The 17,248-nt window shown below is 58.0% G+C and carries 18 protein-coding genes; 6 read left to right on the top strand and 12 right to left on the bottom strand.

Annotation, left to right across the window (positions count from 1 at the left end; genetic code table 11):
- Positions 1-305 precede the first annotated feature (305 nt).
- Positions 306-1,031 carry an SDR family oxidoreductase gene (locus ACVWYU_RS22305; RefSeq protein WP_457373680.1) on the bottom strand — a complete coding sequence of 242 codons (726 nt, stop codon included), beginning with the start codon at positions 1,029-1,031 and terminating at the stop codon, positions 306-308.
- A 111-nt stretch (positions 1,032-1,142) separates the two neighbouring features.
- Here ACVWYU_RS22305 and ACVWYU_RS22300 point away from each other — a divergent pair, with 111 nt between their 5' ends.
- On the top strand, positions 1,143-1,985 hold the full coding sequence (locus tag ACVWYU_RS22300; protein WP_090324659.1) for a LysR family transcriptional regulator: 843 nt from the start codon (positions 1,143-1,145) through the stop codon (positions 1,983-1,985).
- Between the two features lie 83 nt (positions 1,986-2,068).
- Here the strand turns inward: ACVWYU_RS22300 and ACVWYU_RS22295 are convergent, their stop codons facing one another.
- Positions 2,069-2,923 carry a LysR family transcriptional regulator gene (locus tag ACVWYU_RS22295; protein ID WP_248916770.1) on the bottom strand — a complete coding sequence of 285 codons (855 nt, stop codon included), beginning with the start codon at positions 2,921-2,923 and terminating at the stop codon, positions 2,069-2,071.
- Between the two features lie 89 nt (positions 2,924-3,012).
- Here ACVWYU_RS22295 and ACVWYU_RS22290 point away from each other — a divergent pair, with 89 nt between their 5' ends.
- Positions 3,013-3,450 carry a multidrug/biocide efflux PACE transporter gene (locus ACVWYU_RS22290; protein ID WP_090324656.1) on the top strand — a complete coding sequence of 146 codons (438 nt, stop codon included), beginning with the start codon at positions 3,013-3,015 and terminating at the stop codon, positions 3,448-3,450.
- A 370-nt stretch (positions 3,451-3,820) separates the two neighbouring features.
- Here ACVWYU_RS22290 and ACVWYU_RS22285 read toward each other — a convergent pair whose 3' ends face one another.
- The 4 genes from ACVWYU_RS22285 to ACVWYU_RS22270 all read right to left on the bottom strand — a co-directional run bounded on the left by ACVWYU_RS22285 (position 3,821) and on the right by ACVWYU_RS22270 (position 9,113).
- The gene (locus tag ACVWYU_RS22285; protein ID WP_390957106.1) at positions 3,821-4,570 is read right to left on the bottom strand and encodes a class I SAM-dependent methyltransferase; all 750 of its coding nucleotides are present in this window, start codon (positions 4,568-4,570) and stop codon (positions 3,821-3,823) included.
- Positions 4,567-5,721, bottom strand: a complete 1,155-nt coding sequence (locus tag ACVWYU_RS22280) for an MBL fold metallo-hydrolase (RefSeq protein WP_390957105.1) — start codon at positions 5,719-5,721, stop codon at positions 4,567-4,569. Before ACVWYU_RS22280 ends, ACVWYU_RS22285 begins: the two co-directional genes overlap by 4 nt.
- Positions 5,722-6,347: 626 nt before the next feature.
- Positions 6,348-7,961, bottom strand: a complete 1,614-nt coding sequence (locus tag ACVWYU_RS22275; protein ID WP_090324655.1) for an inorganic phosphate transporter — start codon at positions 7,959-7,961, stop codon at positions 6,348-6,350.
- Positions 7,962-8,090: 129 nt separating this feature from the next.
- The gene (locus tag ACVWYU_RS22270) at positions 8,091-9,113 is read right to left on the bottom strand and encodes a transporter (protein WP_090324653.1); all 1,023 of its coding nucleotides are present in this window, start codon (positions 9,111-9,113) and stop codon (positions 8,091-8,093) included.
- Positions 9,114-9,388: 275 nt separating this feature from the next.
- Between ACVWYU_RS22270 and ACVWYU_RS22265 the strand changes: the two genes are divergently transcribed.
- A complete protein-coding gene (locus tag ACVWYU_RS22265) occupies positions 9,389-11,014 on the top strand; it encodes a methyl-accepting chemotaxis protein (protein ID WP_457373679.1) in 1,626 nt (541 codons plus the stop codon).
- A 110-nt stretch (positions 11,015-11,124) separates the two neighbouring features.
- Positions 11,125-11,568, top strand: a complete 444-nt coding sequence (locus tag ACVWYU_RS22260; RefSeq protein ID WP_457373678.1) for a hypothetical protein — start codon at positions 11,125-11,127, stop codon at positions 11,566-11,568.
- A gap of 59 nt (positions 11,569-11,627) precedes the next feature.
- Here ACVWYU_RS22260 and ACVWYU_RS22255 read toward each other — a convergent pair whose 3' ends face one another.
- Together ACVWYU_RS22255 and ACVWYU_RS22250 are read right to left on the bottom strand one after the other, a co-directional pair.
- On the bottom strand, positions 11,628-11,933 hold the full coding sequence (locus ACVWYU_RS22255) for a PepSY domain-containing protein (protein WP_457373677.1): 306 nt from the start codon (positions 11,931-11,933) through the stop codon (positions 11,628-11,630).
- Positions 11,934-12,051: 118 nt separating this feature from the next.
- Positions 12,052-13,191 (bottom strand): glycerophosphodiester phosphodiesterase, encoded by a 1,140-nt coding sequence (locus ACVWYU_RS22250; protein WP_457373676.1) that lies wholly within the window; start codon positions 13,189-13,191, stop codon positions 12,052-12,054.
- 198 nt (positions 13,192-13,389) lie between these two features.
- Between ACVWYU_RS22250 and ACVWYU_RS22245 the strand changes: the two genes are divergently transcribed.
- The gene (locus ACVWYU_RS22245; protein ID WP_457373675.1) at positions 13,390-13,716 is read left to right on the top strand and encodes a DUF2025 family protein; all 327 of its coding nucleotides are present in this window, start codon (positions 13,390-13,392) and stop codon (positions 13,714-13,716) included.
- A 71-nt stretch (positions 13,717-13,787) separates the two neighbouring features.
- Here ACVWYU_RS22245 and ACVWYU_RS22240 read toward each other — a convergent pair whose 3' ends face one another.
- Together ACVWYU_RS22240 and ACVWYU_RS22235 are read right to left on the bottom strand one after the other, a co-directional pair.
- Positions 13,788-14,111, bottom strand: coding sequence for an antibiotic biosynthesis monooxygenase family protein (locus ACVWYU_RS22240; protein WP_248916764.1), 324 nt, complete (start codon positions 14,109-14,111; stop codon positions 13,788-13,790).
- On the bottom strand, positions 14,108-14,815 hold the full coding sequence (locus tag ACVWYU_RS22235) for a CTP synthase C-terminal region-related (seleno)protein (protein ID WP_457373674.1): 708 nt from the start codon (positions 14,813-14,815) through the stop codon (positions 14,108-14,110). Before ACVWYU_RS22235 ends, ACVWYU_RS22240 begins: the two co-directional genes overlap by 4 nt.
- A 15-nt stretch (positions 14,816-14,830) precedes the next feature.
- Here ACVWYU_RS22235 and ACVWYU_RS22230 point away from each other — a divergent pair, with 15 nt between their 5' ends.
- The gene (locus tag ACVWYU_RS22230; RefSeq protein ID WP_457373729.1) at positions 14,831-15,790 is read left to right on the top strand and encodes a LysR family transcriptional regulator; all 960 of its coding nucleotides are present in this window, start codon (positions 14,831-14,833) and stop codon (positions 15,788-15,790) included.
- On the opposite strand, the gene ACVWYU_RS22225 is transcribed toward ACVWYU_RS22230, so the two are convergent.
- Both ACVWYU_RS22225 and ACVWYU_RS22220 read right to left on the bottom strand, forming a co-directional pair.
- Positions 15,779-16,315: a DUF1003 domain-containing protein gene (locus ACVWYU_RS22225; RefSeq protein WP_457373673.1), complete on the bottom strand. Its 537-nt coding sequence runs from the start codon at positions 16,313-16,315 to the stop codon at positions 15,779-15,781. The genes ACVWYU_RS22230 and ACVWYU_RS22225 overlap by 12 nt on opposite strands.
- A 123-nt stretch (positions 16,316-16,438) precedes the next feature.
- Positions 16,439-17,050 (bottom strand): TetR/AcrR family transcriptional regulator, encoded by a 612-nt coding sequence (locus ACVWYU_RS22220; RefSeq protein ID WP_457373672.1) that lies wholly within the window; start codon positions 17,048-17,050, stop codon positions 16,439-16,441.
- Positions 17,051-17,248: the final 198 nt, after the last annotated feature.

Below are 17,248 nucleotides of genomic sequence, written 5' to 3'. Positions count from 1 at the left end.
TATAGCACGAAGGCGGCCTGATAGCCGACCAATCACCCGCAGGTGCACCCAATCTACTGTAGGAGCGAGCCTGCTCGCGATGAACGTCCGGGCAACACGGGTATTCAGACAGCCCGCGTCATCGTTGACGCCCATCGTCGGAACGCCGCCCGGAGCAGGTTCCTTGGGGCTCTGGTGCCGGTATCGTCGTTGCCGCCCGGCCTGCCGCGCTTCGATCTAGCGCGAAGGCGGTCTCATAGCCGACCAATCACCGGCAGATGTACCCTTTCGACGGTGGGCACTCACTCGCGACCGCCCCGGAACCCTCAACTTTGCTGCCGTGTCGCCGCCATCACGATCTCGCGAATACAGACACTCTGCGGTTGTTGGTACGCAAATGCGATGGCCGATGCCACATCCTCGGCGCTCAATACTGTCCCGCCCATGTCCTGTTTCCAGGCTTGGTAACCCGTCTTGATCGCTTCATCGGTGGTGTGGCCGAGCAGTTCGGTTTCTACCGCGCCTGGTGCGATGGTGATGACCCGCACGTTATGCGGTGACAGTTCTTCACGCAGGTTTTCCGACAGGCCATGCACCGCGAATTTGGTCCCGACGTAGGCCACGTGGTTGGGGAATGTCTTGCGCCCGGCCACCGAGCTGACGTTGATGATCGTGCCATGTTTGCGTTCGACCATCCCGGCCACTACCGCGTGCACGCCATTGAGCAGGCCTTTCACGTTGACGTCGAGCATCTGGTCCCACTCTGCCGGGTCCTGTTTGCTCATCTCGCCCAGCAGCATCACCCCGGCATTGTTGATCAGCGCATCGGCCGGGCCGAACTGTGCTTCGGCTTCGGCCACGGCGGCGAGCAGGGTCGTGCGATCGGTGATGTCGACGCGGCGGCTGAGGGTATTGGGCAGATCGAGTGCTTGCAGGCGTTCGACCCGCCGCGCCAGTAGCAATAGCGGATGGCCGGCAGCGCTCAGCAAGCGCGCCGCGGCTTCGCCAATGCCTGAGCTGGCTCCGGTGATGATGATCAATGGCTTGTGCATGACTGGGCTCCTGAAATCAGAAAAACAAATAACTAAACGTGGAGCGCAGTATATTTACCGCCGAAGTGGCTGAAAAATGCCTTATTTCTCTGTCTGTCATCGGAACTGTCTATGGATATCCGCCACCTCAAAGCCTTTCTCGCGGTGTTCGAGGAGCGCAACATCACCCTCGCGGCCCAGCGGCTGTTCGTCAGCCAGCCGACCCTGTCGGTGACCATCAAACAGCTTGAGGAAGAGTTGGGCGCCAGGCTGTTCATACGTCAGCCCCGTGGTGTTGATGTCAGCGATGAGGCGCGGGTCCTGTATCCCCAGGCCCTGCGGATGGTGGCGGATGCGCAAGCCTTGAGCCGGTTGTTCCTCGGCCAGGAAAACCGCACGCCGCTGACCCTGGGCATCGAAGGCGATATCGCCGACAGTCACATCGAAGCATTCGTGCGCATGGCCCGACAGGCACTGCCCAGCCTGCTGCTGACGCTGGAGGAAGGTTGCCGTGGTGACGGACGCCTGGCGGTGGAGGAGATGTGTTGCGAGGATGAACTGTTCCTGCCGCTGTGGGAGGAATCCTATGTGATGGCGCTGCCGGTGGGACATCCGATGGCCGTGGCGCAAAGCGCACAAGCCTGGACGCCGATCAGTGACTGGATCACCTGTCCACAGCACCCGTCCCATCAACGCTTGATGGCGCTGTACGGACGCTCGCCAGACGCGGTGGCGGGGCATGCTGGCTCGTTGAAACAGGCGCTGCACATGGTGGCCGCGGGCATTGGCGTGGCGATGTTGCCGCAGTCATTGGTGAGCGGGCAGGCGCGTGTGACTACCCGTGCGATGCACTTGCCGACCCCGACGCGCCGGGTGGGTTTGTGCTACGCCGCCCAGGCGCTGGAGTTGCCGGCGTTGCGTGGGTTGCATGAGTTTTTTCAAATGAATCAGCCGATGCGGGTTGGGGCGGCGTGATCGGGTTCAAGTGATGGGGTGTCTTAATTGACGCCATTGCAGGCAAGCCACGCGCCCACAGTTCGGCCCTGGGCCTGTGATCCTCATTCCAGCATCTTGGCCAGCAGCCAACTGCCCGCCGGCCCTGGCGGGTGCAGTCGCGACCACAGGGCATCCACCGACACGGTTTTCGGCCAGCCGCGCACCGGCAGTTCCTGCAAGGTACCCGGACCGAAGCGCGCCACCAGCCAGCGTGGCAAAGGTGCCCAGCCGAATCCGCCCTGGGCCATTTCCAGCAGCATCAGATAACTCGGCGCCGACCAGACGCGGCCCTTTGCCCGGCTTTCGTAGGGATTGACGATGGTTGCCAGGCGCAATTCACGGTGTTGCTGCAGCACGTCCTGATCAATGTATGGCAGCGCTGCCAGCGGATGTTCGGGGGAGGCGAACAGCGCGATGTCCGTGCGTTCATCCACTGTCGAGCTGACCAGATCCGGTGGGTAACTGTCCTGCATTTCGGCGAAGGCCACCTGCGCCCGACCGCTCTGTACCAGGGCGATGAGGTCATCGCATTCGGCGATCAGGCATTCGAGTTCCAGGTCGGGATAACGCTGCTCGAAGGCACTGAGTGACGCTTCGAAGCGATCGGACTGGTAGGTGTCGGACAGCGCCACGGTCAACTTCGCCTCGACCCCTTGGGACAGTTGGCTGGCCGCCATTTCCAGGCGACTGGTGGCGGCCAGAATGTCCTCGGCGCGCTGCAACATCACGTGCCCGGCCGGGGTGAGCGTGGGTTTGCGACTGCTGCGGTCGAACAGTGTCAGGTTGAGGTCGATTTCCAGGCTGGCCACCGCCGCGCTGATGGTCGACTGGCTGCGGCCCAATTTACGCGCCGCGGCGGAAAACGAGCCTTGGGTCGCGGCCTGGACGAAGGCCTGCAACACTTCTTGAGAGGCCATGAACTATCGCCTTGATCGATGGTTATTGATTATTAAGTATCGGTTCGGGGTGGGATCATGGCAACCACAGTCACTCAAGGAGTCTGGCCATGAGCGCCAACAAATCCATCACTGAGCGTATTTTCCAGGCCATCGGTTTCGAATTGCTGGCCATCCTGATCTGCACCCCGTTGCTGGCGTGGATCATGGACAAACCGATGCTCGACATGGGCGTCGTGACCCTGGTCATGGCCGCGCTGGCCCTGGCGTGGAACGTGGTGTTCAACGGTTTCTTCGATCGGATGCTCAAGCGCCTGGCCATTGCCCATAACGCCTGGGTTCGTGTGGTGCATGCGCTGATGTTTGAAGGCGGACTGGTGGCCCTCGGCGTGCCGCTGATTGCCTGGTGGCTGAACATCAGCCTGTGGCAGGCGTTTTTGCTGGATATCGGCGTGCTGCTGTTTTTCCTGCCGTACACCTACCTTTATCACTGGGTGTATGACGTGGTGCGCGAGCGCATGGTCATTCGTGAAAGTTGCGGCGCATAAACGGCGAGAGCGAGCTGGCTCGCGAACTGATCTAGGGTGGCGGTTTGTAAGCAGGGTCCTGCATTTGATGTATGCGTAGTATCGCCATCAATTGATAGGCCAGACTACCGCCGTCGCGCGTTGGATAAGGCGGCTCAATTCAGGCAATCAAACTCTTCTAGGGTAATCCCTGATTCATCTCCATCAGGAAATATTCGCGGTGGGGCTGTTTATGTTGTTCGGCATAATCGGTGTCGACGAAGTAAATCTGTTCATCGGCACCGATGGTTTAACCGTTTTAATCGTTTGGGTGGGTACTCACCAAGTCTGGAGGCCTATTTAAAAGTTTTCCCTCAAAGCGACGACCATTCATACGACGCATTGTTAAAAGTTATAAGCGGAAATATGATGTATAAGGTAGGAAAGGTGATCTCATGACTTGAATATTATTCATATCAAACACCTCAAGCAAGGCTTGTGTTTCGCCAGGGAAGTGAGGGCAGTTTAATTCATCAAACACTAAAATCGAACCTTTTGATAATCTTGGCTTTATTGCTTCTAGAACATCCTTTGTTGGTTTGTAAACATCCATATCAAAAATGGCCATCGATATGAGTGAGTGAGGATTTTCTTCAAGCCATTTTTTCGAGGTCACTGAAGCATCTCCCTTGATGAGGGAATATTTTTTCAAGTGATTATTAGGGCTTAGCGATTCTTGAGCTTGAAGAAGCCGATCTAATAAATTTTCATATCCATCGTCTATATGAAAATCACCGGACTTTACTAGTTTCCCATCTTTTTCATCAATGCTGGCAAACCCATTAAAAGTGTCAAAACCGAAAATATGCCTGGAGTAGTTGTAGGGTTCCTTGATGGCTCTAAGATTTAGTAATGTTGCTAAGCTGCTACCATAATGAACGCCAAATTCGCAGATCGACCCTGCAACGGGGAGCATCTCATCGTATAGGAAATTAAGATTTAAAATTCGCGCCAGTGTGGGTCTTGTCAGAGTAGCAACTGAAGGCCAATTCCAATATTCCCCTGCGATGGTATGAATCTGACCATGAATATTCCGCAACTCTTCGTATGCATCTGCCTGATTGGAGGGGGTGAAAAACAGCTGACCGTCTTTAGTTCTCATTTGCTTTCCATTAAAAAGTTAAGGCCGCTCGAAATTAATTTGCTTTGAATCAGATAAGCCAGTTTAGATACCTTGCTGTGGATGTTGGATATATTTTGATTTGGCCTGTGTATGAGCCCCATACCTCCGATAATGATCGCTTCGAGTGTCAGTTCAGCGTTCAGTATCCTAGACCATACCTGTCGCGAAGCTTCGTAGCCGACTGTACCGCTTTCATATTCATTTGAAGAAGTCATCAACTTGACTTGAGTGGGAGTATCAATTGCATTGTTTATAAAGGTCTCAAGTCTTCCAAGCAAAAAATCAAAGAATTCATCACTAGCGGCGTTGTAGATCTGGCTAGTTTTTATGTTGATCCCAGAGCTGCACTGAATAAACGGTCCTGGATTTCTGCGCAAAAAATCTTGCGCAAGATCATAGAGTGATGCTTTATCCCAAGAGGCAGGGTATTGGTATAGTGATTGATTGGCATAATAATATCCTTTGTCAAGCCCCAGATGCTTAAGGTTTGCAGTGGTTGCAGCTTGATAAAGCTTGAAGCGAGACTCAATCATCTCATCCGCGCTTTGATTATCAAAGGATGGGTAGTTAACCGGAAAACTATCAGCTATGCCAAACTGGATAAAAAAATAACGACGTTCAACAGGGACGGCACTCAAGCACTCATTGAGTTTATTAGTCAGTGCAGCCGGATACTCGTGCCAATTATCATTGGCATGAATAACAGCATCTGTTTCAGACGTGATGGTGACAATCGAATCATATTCCGTGAATTCTGGATTTTTGAAGCATCTCAACTCCACCCCTTCGACATAATAAGCTTCTTCTGTCAGTTCAACCGGATAACGACCTGTGAGACGCTCAATACGCTTGGACAGTCCATTTGTCTTGAATTTCGGGACGAAGAATGAAGCGCCAGCTAGATGTTTCTGAATAAAAAATTCGTCTAGGTGGTCGTCGTGACCATGCGAGATAATGATATTAAGCTTGCTGGCTGGAAGAGAGAGTATTTTTTCAATAGTCTTTAAGTTAGGTGAGGGGGTTTGAATCCAGCCGCCAAAAGCAGGTGAAATGTACCAAGGATCAGTAAGAAAAAAACTACCATTTTCCTCTAAGAGTAATGAGGCGTGATTAACAAACTCTATATTCATCGACGGGTCCCTCATAATCATCAATTTATTATAAATTCAAAAACATACTAGTTAAAAATTATATCATTTTTGTTTTCTGAGTATTTATCTATATAAAAAAGCGAATGTACCACTTTGTATGCATTGCTATTCACCTACTAAGGTACAGCTCCTTGGTCTTGGATTTTGTCGGAAGTTTGAATAGTGATCATTCACTCCGCCGCAAAGCAGTTAAGACGCTGGAATTGACGCTATTGTAAATGGTGGATATCGCCGGTGTAGATGGCTTCTTTGAAGTCAGCTTTGTGTTGAAGCTGATTGATGTACAGATTCACGATTCCACTCCTGAATGCATCGAGTCTTTTATGAGTCGGCGTCACGCTAGCAAACTGAAGGGCTGCTGGACGTGTTGCGCGTCAATAAAGCGTAAGCTCCCGGGCTTGTGAGCAAATGCCGTGCCGCTGGACGAAAAAAATCCCGGCGGGAACACCCGCCGGGTTGATGTGCTGCGAACCCAGGCTGCGCCCGTGGGTTTTGTACCTGTGGAAGCGAGCCTGCTGGCGAAGGCGGCGTATCAGTCGACATCAATCCTGACGGTCAGGCCGCTTTCGCGAGCAGGCTCGCTCCTGCAGGTGTTTAGCGATGGTTTAGAACAACTGCGTGAACAACCAGTACAGGCTGCCCGACAGCACAATGGCCGCCGGCAGGGTCAGTACCCAGGCCATCAGCAAGTTGCGGATGGTCTTCATTTGCAGGCCGCCGCCATTGGCGACCATGGTCCCGGCCACACCGGAAGACAGCACGTGGGTGGTCGAGACCGGCAAACCGAACATGTCGGCGGCGCCGATGGTCAGCATGGCCACGGTTTCCGCCGAGGCGCCCTGGGCGTAGGTCAGGTGGGTCTTGCCGATCTTCTCGCCGACCGTCACCACGATGCGTTTCCAGCCGACCATGGTGCCCAGGCCGAGGGCGATCGCCACCGCAATCTTCACCCACAGCGGGATGAAACGCGTGGAGTTGTCGATCTGCTGCTTGAACAGTTGCAGCTTGTTGCTGGTGTCGGCGTCGAAACTGCCGACCTTGTTCTTGTCCATCAGGCGAATGGTTTCGCTGGTCAGGTACATGTCGTTACGCACGTTGCCCACCGCTTCGACGGGGACTTTCGACAGCGAGCCATAACCCTTGACCTGGTTACCAATGCTACCGGTCAGCGCGGCAAGGGCCGGCACCAACTGCGGCGTGGCGGCCTTGCTGCGCACATAGTCGGACAACACTGCCCGTGGGTCGGCGGGCGCGGGTTGCGGGGCACTTTTCACCAGGGCTTGCTGGGTGACTTCGGCCACCGCGGCGAATTGCAACGCCTGATCGGCCGGCATGGTGCGGTTCAGGGCGTAAGCCATCGGCAGCGTACCGACCAGAATCAGCATGATCAGGCCCATGCCTTTCTGGCCGTCATTGGAGCCGTGGGCGAACGACACGCCCGTGCAGGTCACGATCAGCAGACCGCGAATCCACCAAGGTGGCGGTGTGTCGCCTTTCGGTTCCTTGTACAGCGCGCGGTTCTTCACAAAGGCGCGCAGGGCCAGCAGCAGCAACGCGGCGAAGCCGAAGCCGACCAGCGGCGACAGCAGCAGTGCATAACCGATCTTGGTCGCTTGCGCCCAGTCCACGCCGCTGGTGCCGTCACGGCCGTGCATCAGTGCGTTGGCCACGCCGACACCGATGATCGAGCCGATCAGGGTGTGCGAGGAGGACGCCGGCAGGCCCAGCCACCAGGTGCCGAGGTTCCACAGGATCGCGGCGATCAGCAGGGCGAAGATCATCGCGAACCCGGCGGACGAACCCACTTGCAGAATCAGCTCCACCGGCAGCAGGGCGATGATGCCAAAGGCCACCGCGCCGCTGGAGAGCAACACGCCGAGGAAGTTGAAGAAACCGGACCAGACCACCGCGACGTTCGGTGGCAATGAATTGGTGTAAATCACCGTGGCCACCGCGTTGGCGGTGTCATGGAAACCGTTGACGAACTCGAAACCCAGGGCAATCAGCAGCGCCACGCCCAGCAGCAGAAACGGCGTCCAGGTGGTCACCACCGTGCCGAGTTCATTCATGTCGTGCATCAGGCTGTAGGCGGTAAACAGCAAGCCAATGGCCAGTACCGCAAAGAACACCACAATGGTGAACAGACCAGGTTTTTTGTCCAACTGCGGTTTTGCGCTACTGACGGGCGCCTGGGTGGCGGAGAAGGTGGGCGTAGCCATCACTGACATTCCTGAGGAGGGAGGTGTATCAGTGATAGTCGTTGCCAATTATTACAAGGAGACTGCTTTGGATCAGGGTTTTGGTGTTTCGTGGGCCATCGATCTGTGTGTCCGGTGATGAAGGGCGTGTCAATAATCCTGCTGCTTGCGAAACGCCCAGCGTCCGGCGATCACTGTGAAGGTCGCGACCAGCGCCACCAAGATCCAGAAGCCTTCCGGATCACCGGCCAGCGGAATGCCACCAACGTTCATGCCAAAGAAGCCGGCAATGATATTGATTGGCAGCGCCAGCACCGTCACCACCGTCAGGGTGAACAGCGTGCGGTTGGTCTGTTCGTTGATGTTGGCGGCGATCTCTTCCTGCAACAACTTGATCCGTTCGCCCAGCGCCGTAAGGTCGTTGATGATCAACGCGAACTCCTCGGTGGATTTGCGCAGCTCCTTCACGTCTTCCTTTTGCAACCACATCGGCGGGCGATTGAGCAGGCGCAGCAACGACCCCGGTTCCAGCGCCAGCAGCCGTTGCAAGCGCACCAGCACCCGGCGGTTGGCGCCCAGTTCGGCGCGGTTGGTCGACAGGCGCGAGGAAAGTAATTCGTCTTCGACCTGATCGACACTCAAGCTGGTCTTGCGCACGATCTGGGTCAGCACTTCGCCCTGATCGCGCAACAGGTGCACCAGCAGTTCCAGCGGTGAGCGAAAGCATTCGCCGGCCTTCACCGAAGAGCGCAACTTGTCCACCGAGTGCAGCGGTTGCAGGCGCGCACTGATGATCAGCCGGCTGCGCACGCACACCCACAGTGTCGAGACATCCGACGAGACCATGCTGCTGAGGTTGAACACCACGTCGTTGACCACCGCCAGCAAGGCCGAATCGACATGCTCGATGCGCGTCGAACGCGAGCCCTCATGCAAGGCCTCGAAAAACTCTTCGGGCAAGTCCAGGTGGCTTTTCATCCAGCGTTCGCACGCGGCGTGGGCCAGATTCAAATGCAGCCAGAGGAATTCGTCGCTGTCGTTCGGTTGCTGCAGGCACTGCAATGCCCTGGCCGAATCGATCTCGCGACCGCGCTCTCCGGGACGAAAACTGAAACCGTAAAGCAGGCCGAACAGATCCGGGTCGCGGTGGCTTTGATCGATGCTGTGGTTCATGAGAGCTCGCAAGGTGAGGCGCCTGCTGCGGGTTTTACAGGTTCACTTGCGCCGCATCATCGCAAGCGCGGATGACGTTTTTGTGACGATAAAGTGAAGGCAAACGATTGCTTTACCGGCGGTCGGATTGCCCTCAAGAACGGCTCTGGCACGCCGATCTCGCTTGGGGTAAGTTGCGCGCCTTTGGCCAGAGGCCAGCGCCGCAGACAGGGATGTCCGGATACCTTTCACGCCTTGAACCGGGCGTGTTTCATTCCTGTCATGAGTACTTTCCGATGTTTTTGCAAAAGTCCCTGAGAGCGCAAATTCTCGCCCTGCTGAGCGGCAGTCTGGTCGCGATGTTGCTGATCGCCCTGGCCTGTTTTCACTTTTTGTCCAGCGGTGTCCAGAGCTACGCCAACCTGATCGAGGGGCCGTTGCGCACGTCGCAGCTGATCGATGAGGCCAACCTGCAGTTCAAAGTGCAGGTGCAAGAGTGGAAAAACGTCCTGTTGCGCGGCAAGCAACCGGCGGACCTGGACAAATACTGGAAGCAATTCGAAGAGCGTCAGCGCGATGTACAGGGCATCCTCGGCGAACTGGCCGGGCAGCAGGGCATCGAACCGCCACTGAGATCCCGTATCGAACGCCTGCGCGACGAGCATCGCCAACTGGGCGCCGCGTACCAGAAGGGCCGTGACGCCTACTTGGCAGCGGGTGCAGATCCCGTTGCCGGCGACACCGCAGTCAAGGGCGTGGACCGTGCGACCAGCGATCAGATGAGCGCATTGGTCAGCGAGTTGCGCCAGCAGGGCGTGGAGCAATCCAAACAGCTCAGTGCCAGTGCCGATCGCACCGTGTTGCTGGGGATCATCGTGATGCTGGCCTCGGGGCTGTTGATCGGTCTGTTGAGCCTGTGGCTGGTCAACCGCAACCTGGTCGAGCCGATTCGCAAATTGATCGAATACGTGGCGCAACTCAGCCAGGGCAAGTTTGCCGAGCGCGTGTCCAGCAAGCGTCAGGATGAACTGGGCAAACTGGCGATGGCGGCCAATACCTTGCGCGATTTTCTCGCGGAAACCTTCAGCCGTTTGCAACGCAGTGCCACCGATCTGGACAGCGCCAGCGGCGAGCTCAATTCGATTGCCAACTTGATGGCCTGCGGCACCAACGAGCAGTTCAACCGCACCGATCAGGTGGCCACGGCCATGAACGAAATGTCCGCCACCGCCCAGGAAGTCGCCCGCCATGCCGCCGATGCGGCACGGGCCGCCGACGATGCGGATCAGTCCGCGCAGCAGGGCGAGAAAGTCATGCAGGGCACCATCCACACCATCACCCGGATGCGCGGCGAAATCGCCAACACCGCCACGGTCATTCGTCAGCTGGAAACCGACAGCGGGCGCATCGGCAAGGTGCTGGAAGTGATTCGCGGCATCGCCGAACAGACCAACCTGCTGGCGCTCAACGCCGCCATTGAGGCGGCTCGTGCCGGAGAGGCGGGGCGCGGTTTTGCCGTGGTCGCCGATGAAGTGCGCAGCCTGGCCCAGCGCACGGCGGCCTCGATCATCGAAATCAACCAGATCATCCAGACCGTGCAGAGCGGTGCGGTGGACGCGGCCCAGGCGATTGAAAGCGGTCAGTCGCGCAGTGAGGAAAGCGTGCAGCAAGTCACCGAAGCCGGTGCCATGCTCGAACGCATCACCCTGGCCGTGGAAGCGATCCGCGACATGAACCGCCAGATCGCCACGGCCGCCGAGGAGCAGACGTCCGTTGCCGAAGACATCTCGCGCAATCTGACGGAGATCACCAGTATCGCCAGTACCAACCTGGACAACGTGCAGCGCACCGAGGCGGCGAGCAACAACCTGCACGGCTTGTCGGGGGCGTTGAACGAGGTGACGGCGCGTTTGAGCGCGTGATGAAAACGGCTGTGTACCTGCTTGCTTACCGAGTCGGTACACAGTCGATCTCAAGTGCCGGCATGGCGTGTCGATGATGGGGTGAATTCGAACCACTTTGGATAACGCCCATGGTCAGCATCACCTCCGTTTCAATCGCCCAGCCACTGTCGAGCACAGCGACGGCTTCGACCAGCGCCACGAGTACTGAAGACACCTCCACCACGGCAGCGACCGCGACGTCGGCTGCAAGCGATGGCAGCAAGGTTTCCGCTGGCGGCGCACCGGCGTCCGGTGGCAGCAGCTCCAGCAGCAGCGAAGAATCCGATGCGGTCAAGGAACTGCGCAAGCAGATCGCCGAGCTGCAAAAGCAGTTGCAGGAACAACAGCAACAACTGCAAGCGGCCCAGGCCAAGCAGGAAAGTGCCGATGCCAAGGCGGCTGATGTGGCGGCGGCCCAGTCGCAGATAGCGACAACCTCTGCCTCGTTGCAAACCGCCACCGCATCGCTGTTGCAGGCTTTGCAGGAAGAGGGCGGCAGCACGTCCGGTTCGCTAGTCAGCACGTCGGCGTGAACTGAACACGCGCACAAGCCGCACGATGGTCGGTCGTGCGGCTTTTGCGCGTGTCGCGGTTACTTGTCTTGCTTGTTCTTCAGGACCTTGCCGGTGGCGGCGTCGATGTCCACATCCCACTCGACGTTCTGCGCGTCGCGCAATTCGATCTCATACTCGTAACCGTTGAAATGGTTATCCAGCTCGGTTTTGGTGATCGATGCACCCGGGTGCAGATCCAGAGCGATTTTGTTGAGATCTTCCAACGGCTTGATCTTGCCGTCCTTGACCAGTTGCGGGATCTCGTCCACGCGAACATCGGCCTGCGCGAAACCGGCGGTCAGGGTCAAGGCAGCGGCGGTGAACAGGGCGGTCAGGGTTTTCATGGGCGTCTTTCCTTGGATGAGCTGTTTGAGTGGCGTCAGGTTAAGAGAGGCCACTTAATTCAGCCTTAATTGCCAGGCATCGCTGGCAAGCCAGCGATGCGGGCGCCCCGATCCCCGATCAAAAACCGTTGTTCTGCAGCACCTGCGCCACGCTCGCCGACGCCGGACGCTTGTAGAACTTCAACAACTCGCTCGTGCGGTTGGTAAAGATGCCATCGACCTCGGCGTCCATGACTTTCTGGTAATCCAGCGCATCGTCGATGGTGTAGACGTGCACCAACAGCCCCTGATCGTGGGTGTACTGGTTCATCCAGGGTTTCACCAGGTCAGCGTAACTTTGATCGCCACCGCGGGTCAGGGCCGCGGACGGGCCGGTGCCGATGGCGCCCTGGGCCTTGGCGTAGTCGATCCAGCGCTCAAATTCGGCTTTGTCTTTGGGCTGCTGTCTGGCGTAGTAAGCGGCTTTGTCTTTTTCGCCGGACTCGGCAAACGGCACTTTGGAGGCCGGCTCGATGTTGCCTTCGCCGACCCATAGCAGCAGGACCTTCGGCACTTGAGGCATTTCCTTTTGCAGCAGCTCGAGGCTGCTCTTCTCGAAGGTTTGCAGGATGACCTTGCCATTGCCCCGGCCGACAGCCACCTGGCTGTTCGACGGTTTGGAACCCGCTGGAATCAGCCAGCCACGGGCCTGGAGTTTTTCCTTGAGATCGCGCTCGATGCCGGGAAACTGCTTGGGCTCCTTGGTTTCGATGTACAGGCCGGGTTTTTGCAGCGGATTGCCTTCGGCGATGTCGATGATTTCATCGAGTGTGAGGATTTTCAGGCCGGCAAAGGCAGGCCGCGCACGATCGGGATAGGCGCTGTTGAACCAGCTGCCGGCGTCCAGGGTTTTCAGTTCGGCGAGGGTGAACGCGGTGGCCGGGCTGTCCTTGCGCTCGGGGAATCGGCTGGCGACGTCGGTGGTGCGTTGCAGGTTGTTGTCGTGCAGGGCGAAGAGCACGCCATCCTTGCTGCGTTGCAGGTCCAGTTCCAGGTAATCGGCACCGAGGTCGCGGGCGGTCTTGTACGCGGCGGCGGTGGATTCCGGCGCGTCGTAGGACGCGCCACGGTGGGCAATCACCGCCGGATGCGGGATGCCCAAATGCGTCGCCAGTGCGGCTGGGCCGGGTTCGCTGGCGGTCTGGTTTTGGGCTTGGGCCTGGCCCAGGCCGAGCAGCAGACTCAACAGCAGGGCGCTTTTGCTGAAGGTAGTGGACATGGTCGAAATCCTTTCGCGATGGGTTGTCGAGGTCCTCTCTTGTAGCAACTGAGCGTTACAAGTGCTATCGCCTGATCGACATCCCTCTGTTCAACGTGTTTTTTTGCAGTACCCTTGGCCCCGACAACTTCCCCAGCAGAGGGAAACCCACTCGCCTTCCTTGCGTGTAAACCATCCATCACCTTTTGTGAGGTTTTCATGCGCATCACTTCCCAGCTCATCTGCCAGGCCGCCGACCAACTCAAAGGTTTCGTCGGGCTCAATCGCAAGACCGGCCGTTACATCGTGCGCTTCAGTGAAGACGCCTTCGGCATGGACGTGGCCGATGACGGCATCATTCCTGCCTGCGAATTCGTCTGGGCGCCCGGTGCCGAGCAAACCATGACCCTCAAGCGCGAGTCGATTCAGTTATTGCTGGATCAGAACATCGATGACCGGATCAACATCACCGAGCCGTTGCGGGTGTACATGCAGCGGCGGGAAGTACCGGAGATTTTGGCGGTCAGGCAATCGGTGCGGGGTTGAGTGCGTGCGGTGAATCGACTGGCCCCATCGCGAGCTTGCTCGCGATGGCTGCCTCAATAACACCGCATCAACTACCGCTGGAACTCGTAAGCCCGCTCAACCCGACATACCCGTGTATGACAATGCGCATACCAGGTCGAGCGCCCCCGTTCGCGAATCGCGCTGTGCTCAGGATGCTGTTTCCACGCCAGAATCGCCGCCTCGCTGGCCCAGTACGACACGGTAATCCCCAACCCGTCATCGCCCCGTGCCGACTCCACCCCGAGGAACCCCGGCTGTTCGCGGGCCAGCTCGACCATGCGCTCGGCTGCTTTGGCGTAACCCTGGTCCCCCTCGGTGCGAAGCGAGGTGAAGATCACGGCGAAGTAAGGGGCCGGCGGCGTGTTGGCAATCATGACGGCTGCTCCGAGGAGGCCTGGATGAAAGCCCGTACCAGCGGCGGCAAGGTGCCTTTGAGCGCGGCGCGTTCTGGCTGGAACAAGGTGGCGACAAAGAACGGATGCCTGGCGAGTTCTACCGCTCGCAAGCCGTGCGCCGAATCCTGCCCGACGCTGTGAAGGTCATGCCTGAGCAGTGCTCGCTCGAACTCGGGATTCACACCGTAATTGCAGCGGTAGCCTTCACGTATTTCAGACGTTTCGTACGCCTTGGCGATCAACGAACCTTCACGCAAATGAATGCTGTCGATGGCCTCCACCAGCGAGCAGGCCAGCGGCGTGAGCAAGGCCCGTGCAGCGTTGGGCGATGTCTCGCCATGTTCGGCATCCGCCCAGCCCAGCACGTTGCGCGCATATTCCAGCACGGCGTGTTGAAAGCCGCCGCAGGTGCCGAGGAAAGGTCGCCCTTGTTCGCGGGCAAAACGAATCGCCCGTAACGCGCCGTCCATATTGCGGTAGGGGCTGGCGGGCACACACCAGAAACCGTCGTAGCCATTGAGCGGGGTGTCGGCGTGGATGCTGTCAGTCGCCAGCCAATGTCCTTGCACGTTGTGGCCGCCGTGTTCGGCAGCCATGTTCAGGGCCACGGGAATCGCTTGGTGAGCGGTGACGTGCGGGTCGTAGTCGCCGATCAGGGCGATGCGGATGACGCGGTTTTCCATGAGCAACCTCGGCGCTTGTTGATTCCTGGCGCTCACTATAGATTGGCGTTCACGCACTCAATATGGGCGTTTTCCCAAGTGATCAATGCAGCGACGCACTATCAACTGAACTACCCGGACCTGGCGCTGATTCTTGCGCTGGTGCGTGGCGGCTCTCTGGCTCGGGCCTCGCAGCTGTTGCGGGTGGATGTCTCGACGGTGTTTCGGGCGGTGCGTCGACTGGAAGCCGCGTTGGGTCAGCAATTGTTCGAAAAAAGTCGTGCCGGCTACTTGCCGACCAGCCTGGCGCAGGCCCTGGCCGAACAGGCCGAGCGCGCCGAACAAGCACTGGAAGCCGCGCGCATTGGCGTGGAGCAGGGTGGTGAAGTCATCAGCGGCACCGTGCGCCTGACCTGCACCGACTCTGTCCTGCAAGGTTTGTTGCTGCCGGCGCTGGCACCGTTCATGCCCAACTATCCGGCGTTGACTATCGAACTCAGTACCTCCAACGACTTCGCCAATCTCAGCCGCCGCGACGCCGACATCGCCCTGCGCCTGACCCGCACACCGCCCGAGCATTTGGTCGGGCGGCGATTGGCGGCCATCTCCTACCGGGTGTGCGCCAGCGCGAGCTATCTGCAATCGGTCGATACCCGTGACCTCGCCGCACTGACCTGGATTGCCCCGGACGAATTCCTGCCCGATCACCCGACCATTGCCTGGCGTCGTCAGGCATTGCCCGGCGTGACGCCCGCTTATCGCTGCAACAGCATGCTGTCGGTAACCGAGCTGGTGCGGGCAGGGTTGGGGGTGGCGGCGCTACCGGATTTCCTGATCGGCGACGGATTGCAGGCGTTGGGTGAGCCACTGCAGGGTTGTGACACCGCGTTGTGGTTGCTGACCCGCCCGGATTGCCGCGCCTTGCGCTCGGTGGTCACCTTGTTTGATGAGCTGGGGCGGGCATTGAAGCTTGCCTTGGAAAGGTCAGCTTTTTGAGGGTGCCGAATTCAACACGTGTTGATGCATTTCCGAGGTCAGGTTTTCGATGCGTTCGCTGAGTTCCTTGGTCATTTCAGTCAGACGAGTGTTTTGTTCGAGTAATTGCAGCAGTTGCGCATTGTTCTTCGCCGCCTCTGCCTGTCGCTCACTGTTGGCGGTCGCCAGCGCTTCACGATGCTGGGCATCGGCATCGGACTGCGCTTTATCCCGTGCCGCCTGACGGGTCTGGGCCAACAGAATCAGCGGTGCGGCATAGGCTGCCTGCAGGCTGAACGCCAGGTTGAGCAGGATGAAGGGATACGCGTCGAAGTGGGTTACACCGGAGATGTTGAGGACGATCCACACCGCGACGATCAGGGTTTGGGCACCGAGAAAAGTGGGCGTGCCAAAGAACCGCGCAAAGGCCTCGGCGCGCAGGGCGAACTTGTCATCGCCAAAGGTCGGCGCCAGGTGGGCGTGAGGACGATGAAAGCGCAGGTGATCGACGGGGGAGTCGGGTTTGTCTTTGGGGGTCGTGCTCATGGTGATCTCTACTGGAGGCTGGACTTGGGCTCACTATAACCCCGACGTTAGTTTCATTCTGAAACACATTGCGCCGATTTATCTGCAGCCGCCCAACGAGAGACAACGCCAGCACATTGTCATTTATTGCAACTGGTAGCAGGCCAGGAACATGTCCAGTGCCGACTCCACGACGGTGCCCTGCATCTCTGCCGACAAGCCCGGCAACCCCATGGAAACCTGCGGCCAGAACGCGAAGGATTTGAGCAGGCCCTGGACCTGTTGCGCAGCAAACCCGGGATCGACAGCTTTCAACCGACCATCGGCCTGGGCGGCACGAATCCACACCGTCAGGTTTTCTTCGCGCTCACCCATGCGAGCCACCATATTTTGTGCGCGCTCGGGGGAATGGATGGTGGCCGCGATTGCCACTCGTGCCAGGTTGAGAAAGTTGTCATCGCCCAGCATCTGCATTTTTGCCATCAGGTGCAGGCGCAGTTGTTCCCGCAGCGGTTGGTCAGAGCGATAGGGCGTTTCCGGCTCCGACGTTACGCGGGCCCACAATTGATTGAGGATTTCGGCAAACAACTCTTCCTTGCTGGGGAAGTGGTTGTACACCGTGCGCTTCGACACACCAGCAGTGGCGGCGATCTTGTCCATGCTGGTGATGTCGAAACCGTTGGCACGGAATTCGGCAATGGCCGCCTGGATGATGGCGTCGCGTTTTCGGTCGGTGAGGCGCTGTGGAGCTGTCATAAGTACGCTTCGGCAGAGGTAAGTGGAAAATTACACTGGGCAGTTTACTTGTCATCCGCTTTGATGCAACCTAGAAACTACACGGTGCAGTGTAATGTTTTGTTAATCCTGCCCAGTGATAAATAGAACCATCCGGCTGATGCGTGCATGCCTTGGCCATTCATCGTCCAACCTTGAGAAATCGGTTTCTTGCGGTTT

It is taken from the genome of Pseudomonas sp. TE12234, assembly GCF_054061835.1.
The sequence above is the reverse complement of the archived record's forward strand: the minus strand, read 5'-3'. Positions and strand labels throughout refer to the sequence as shown.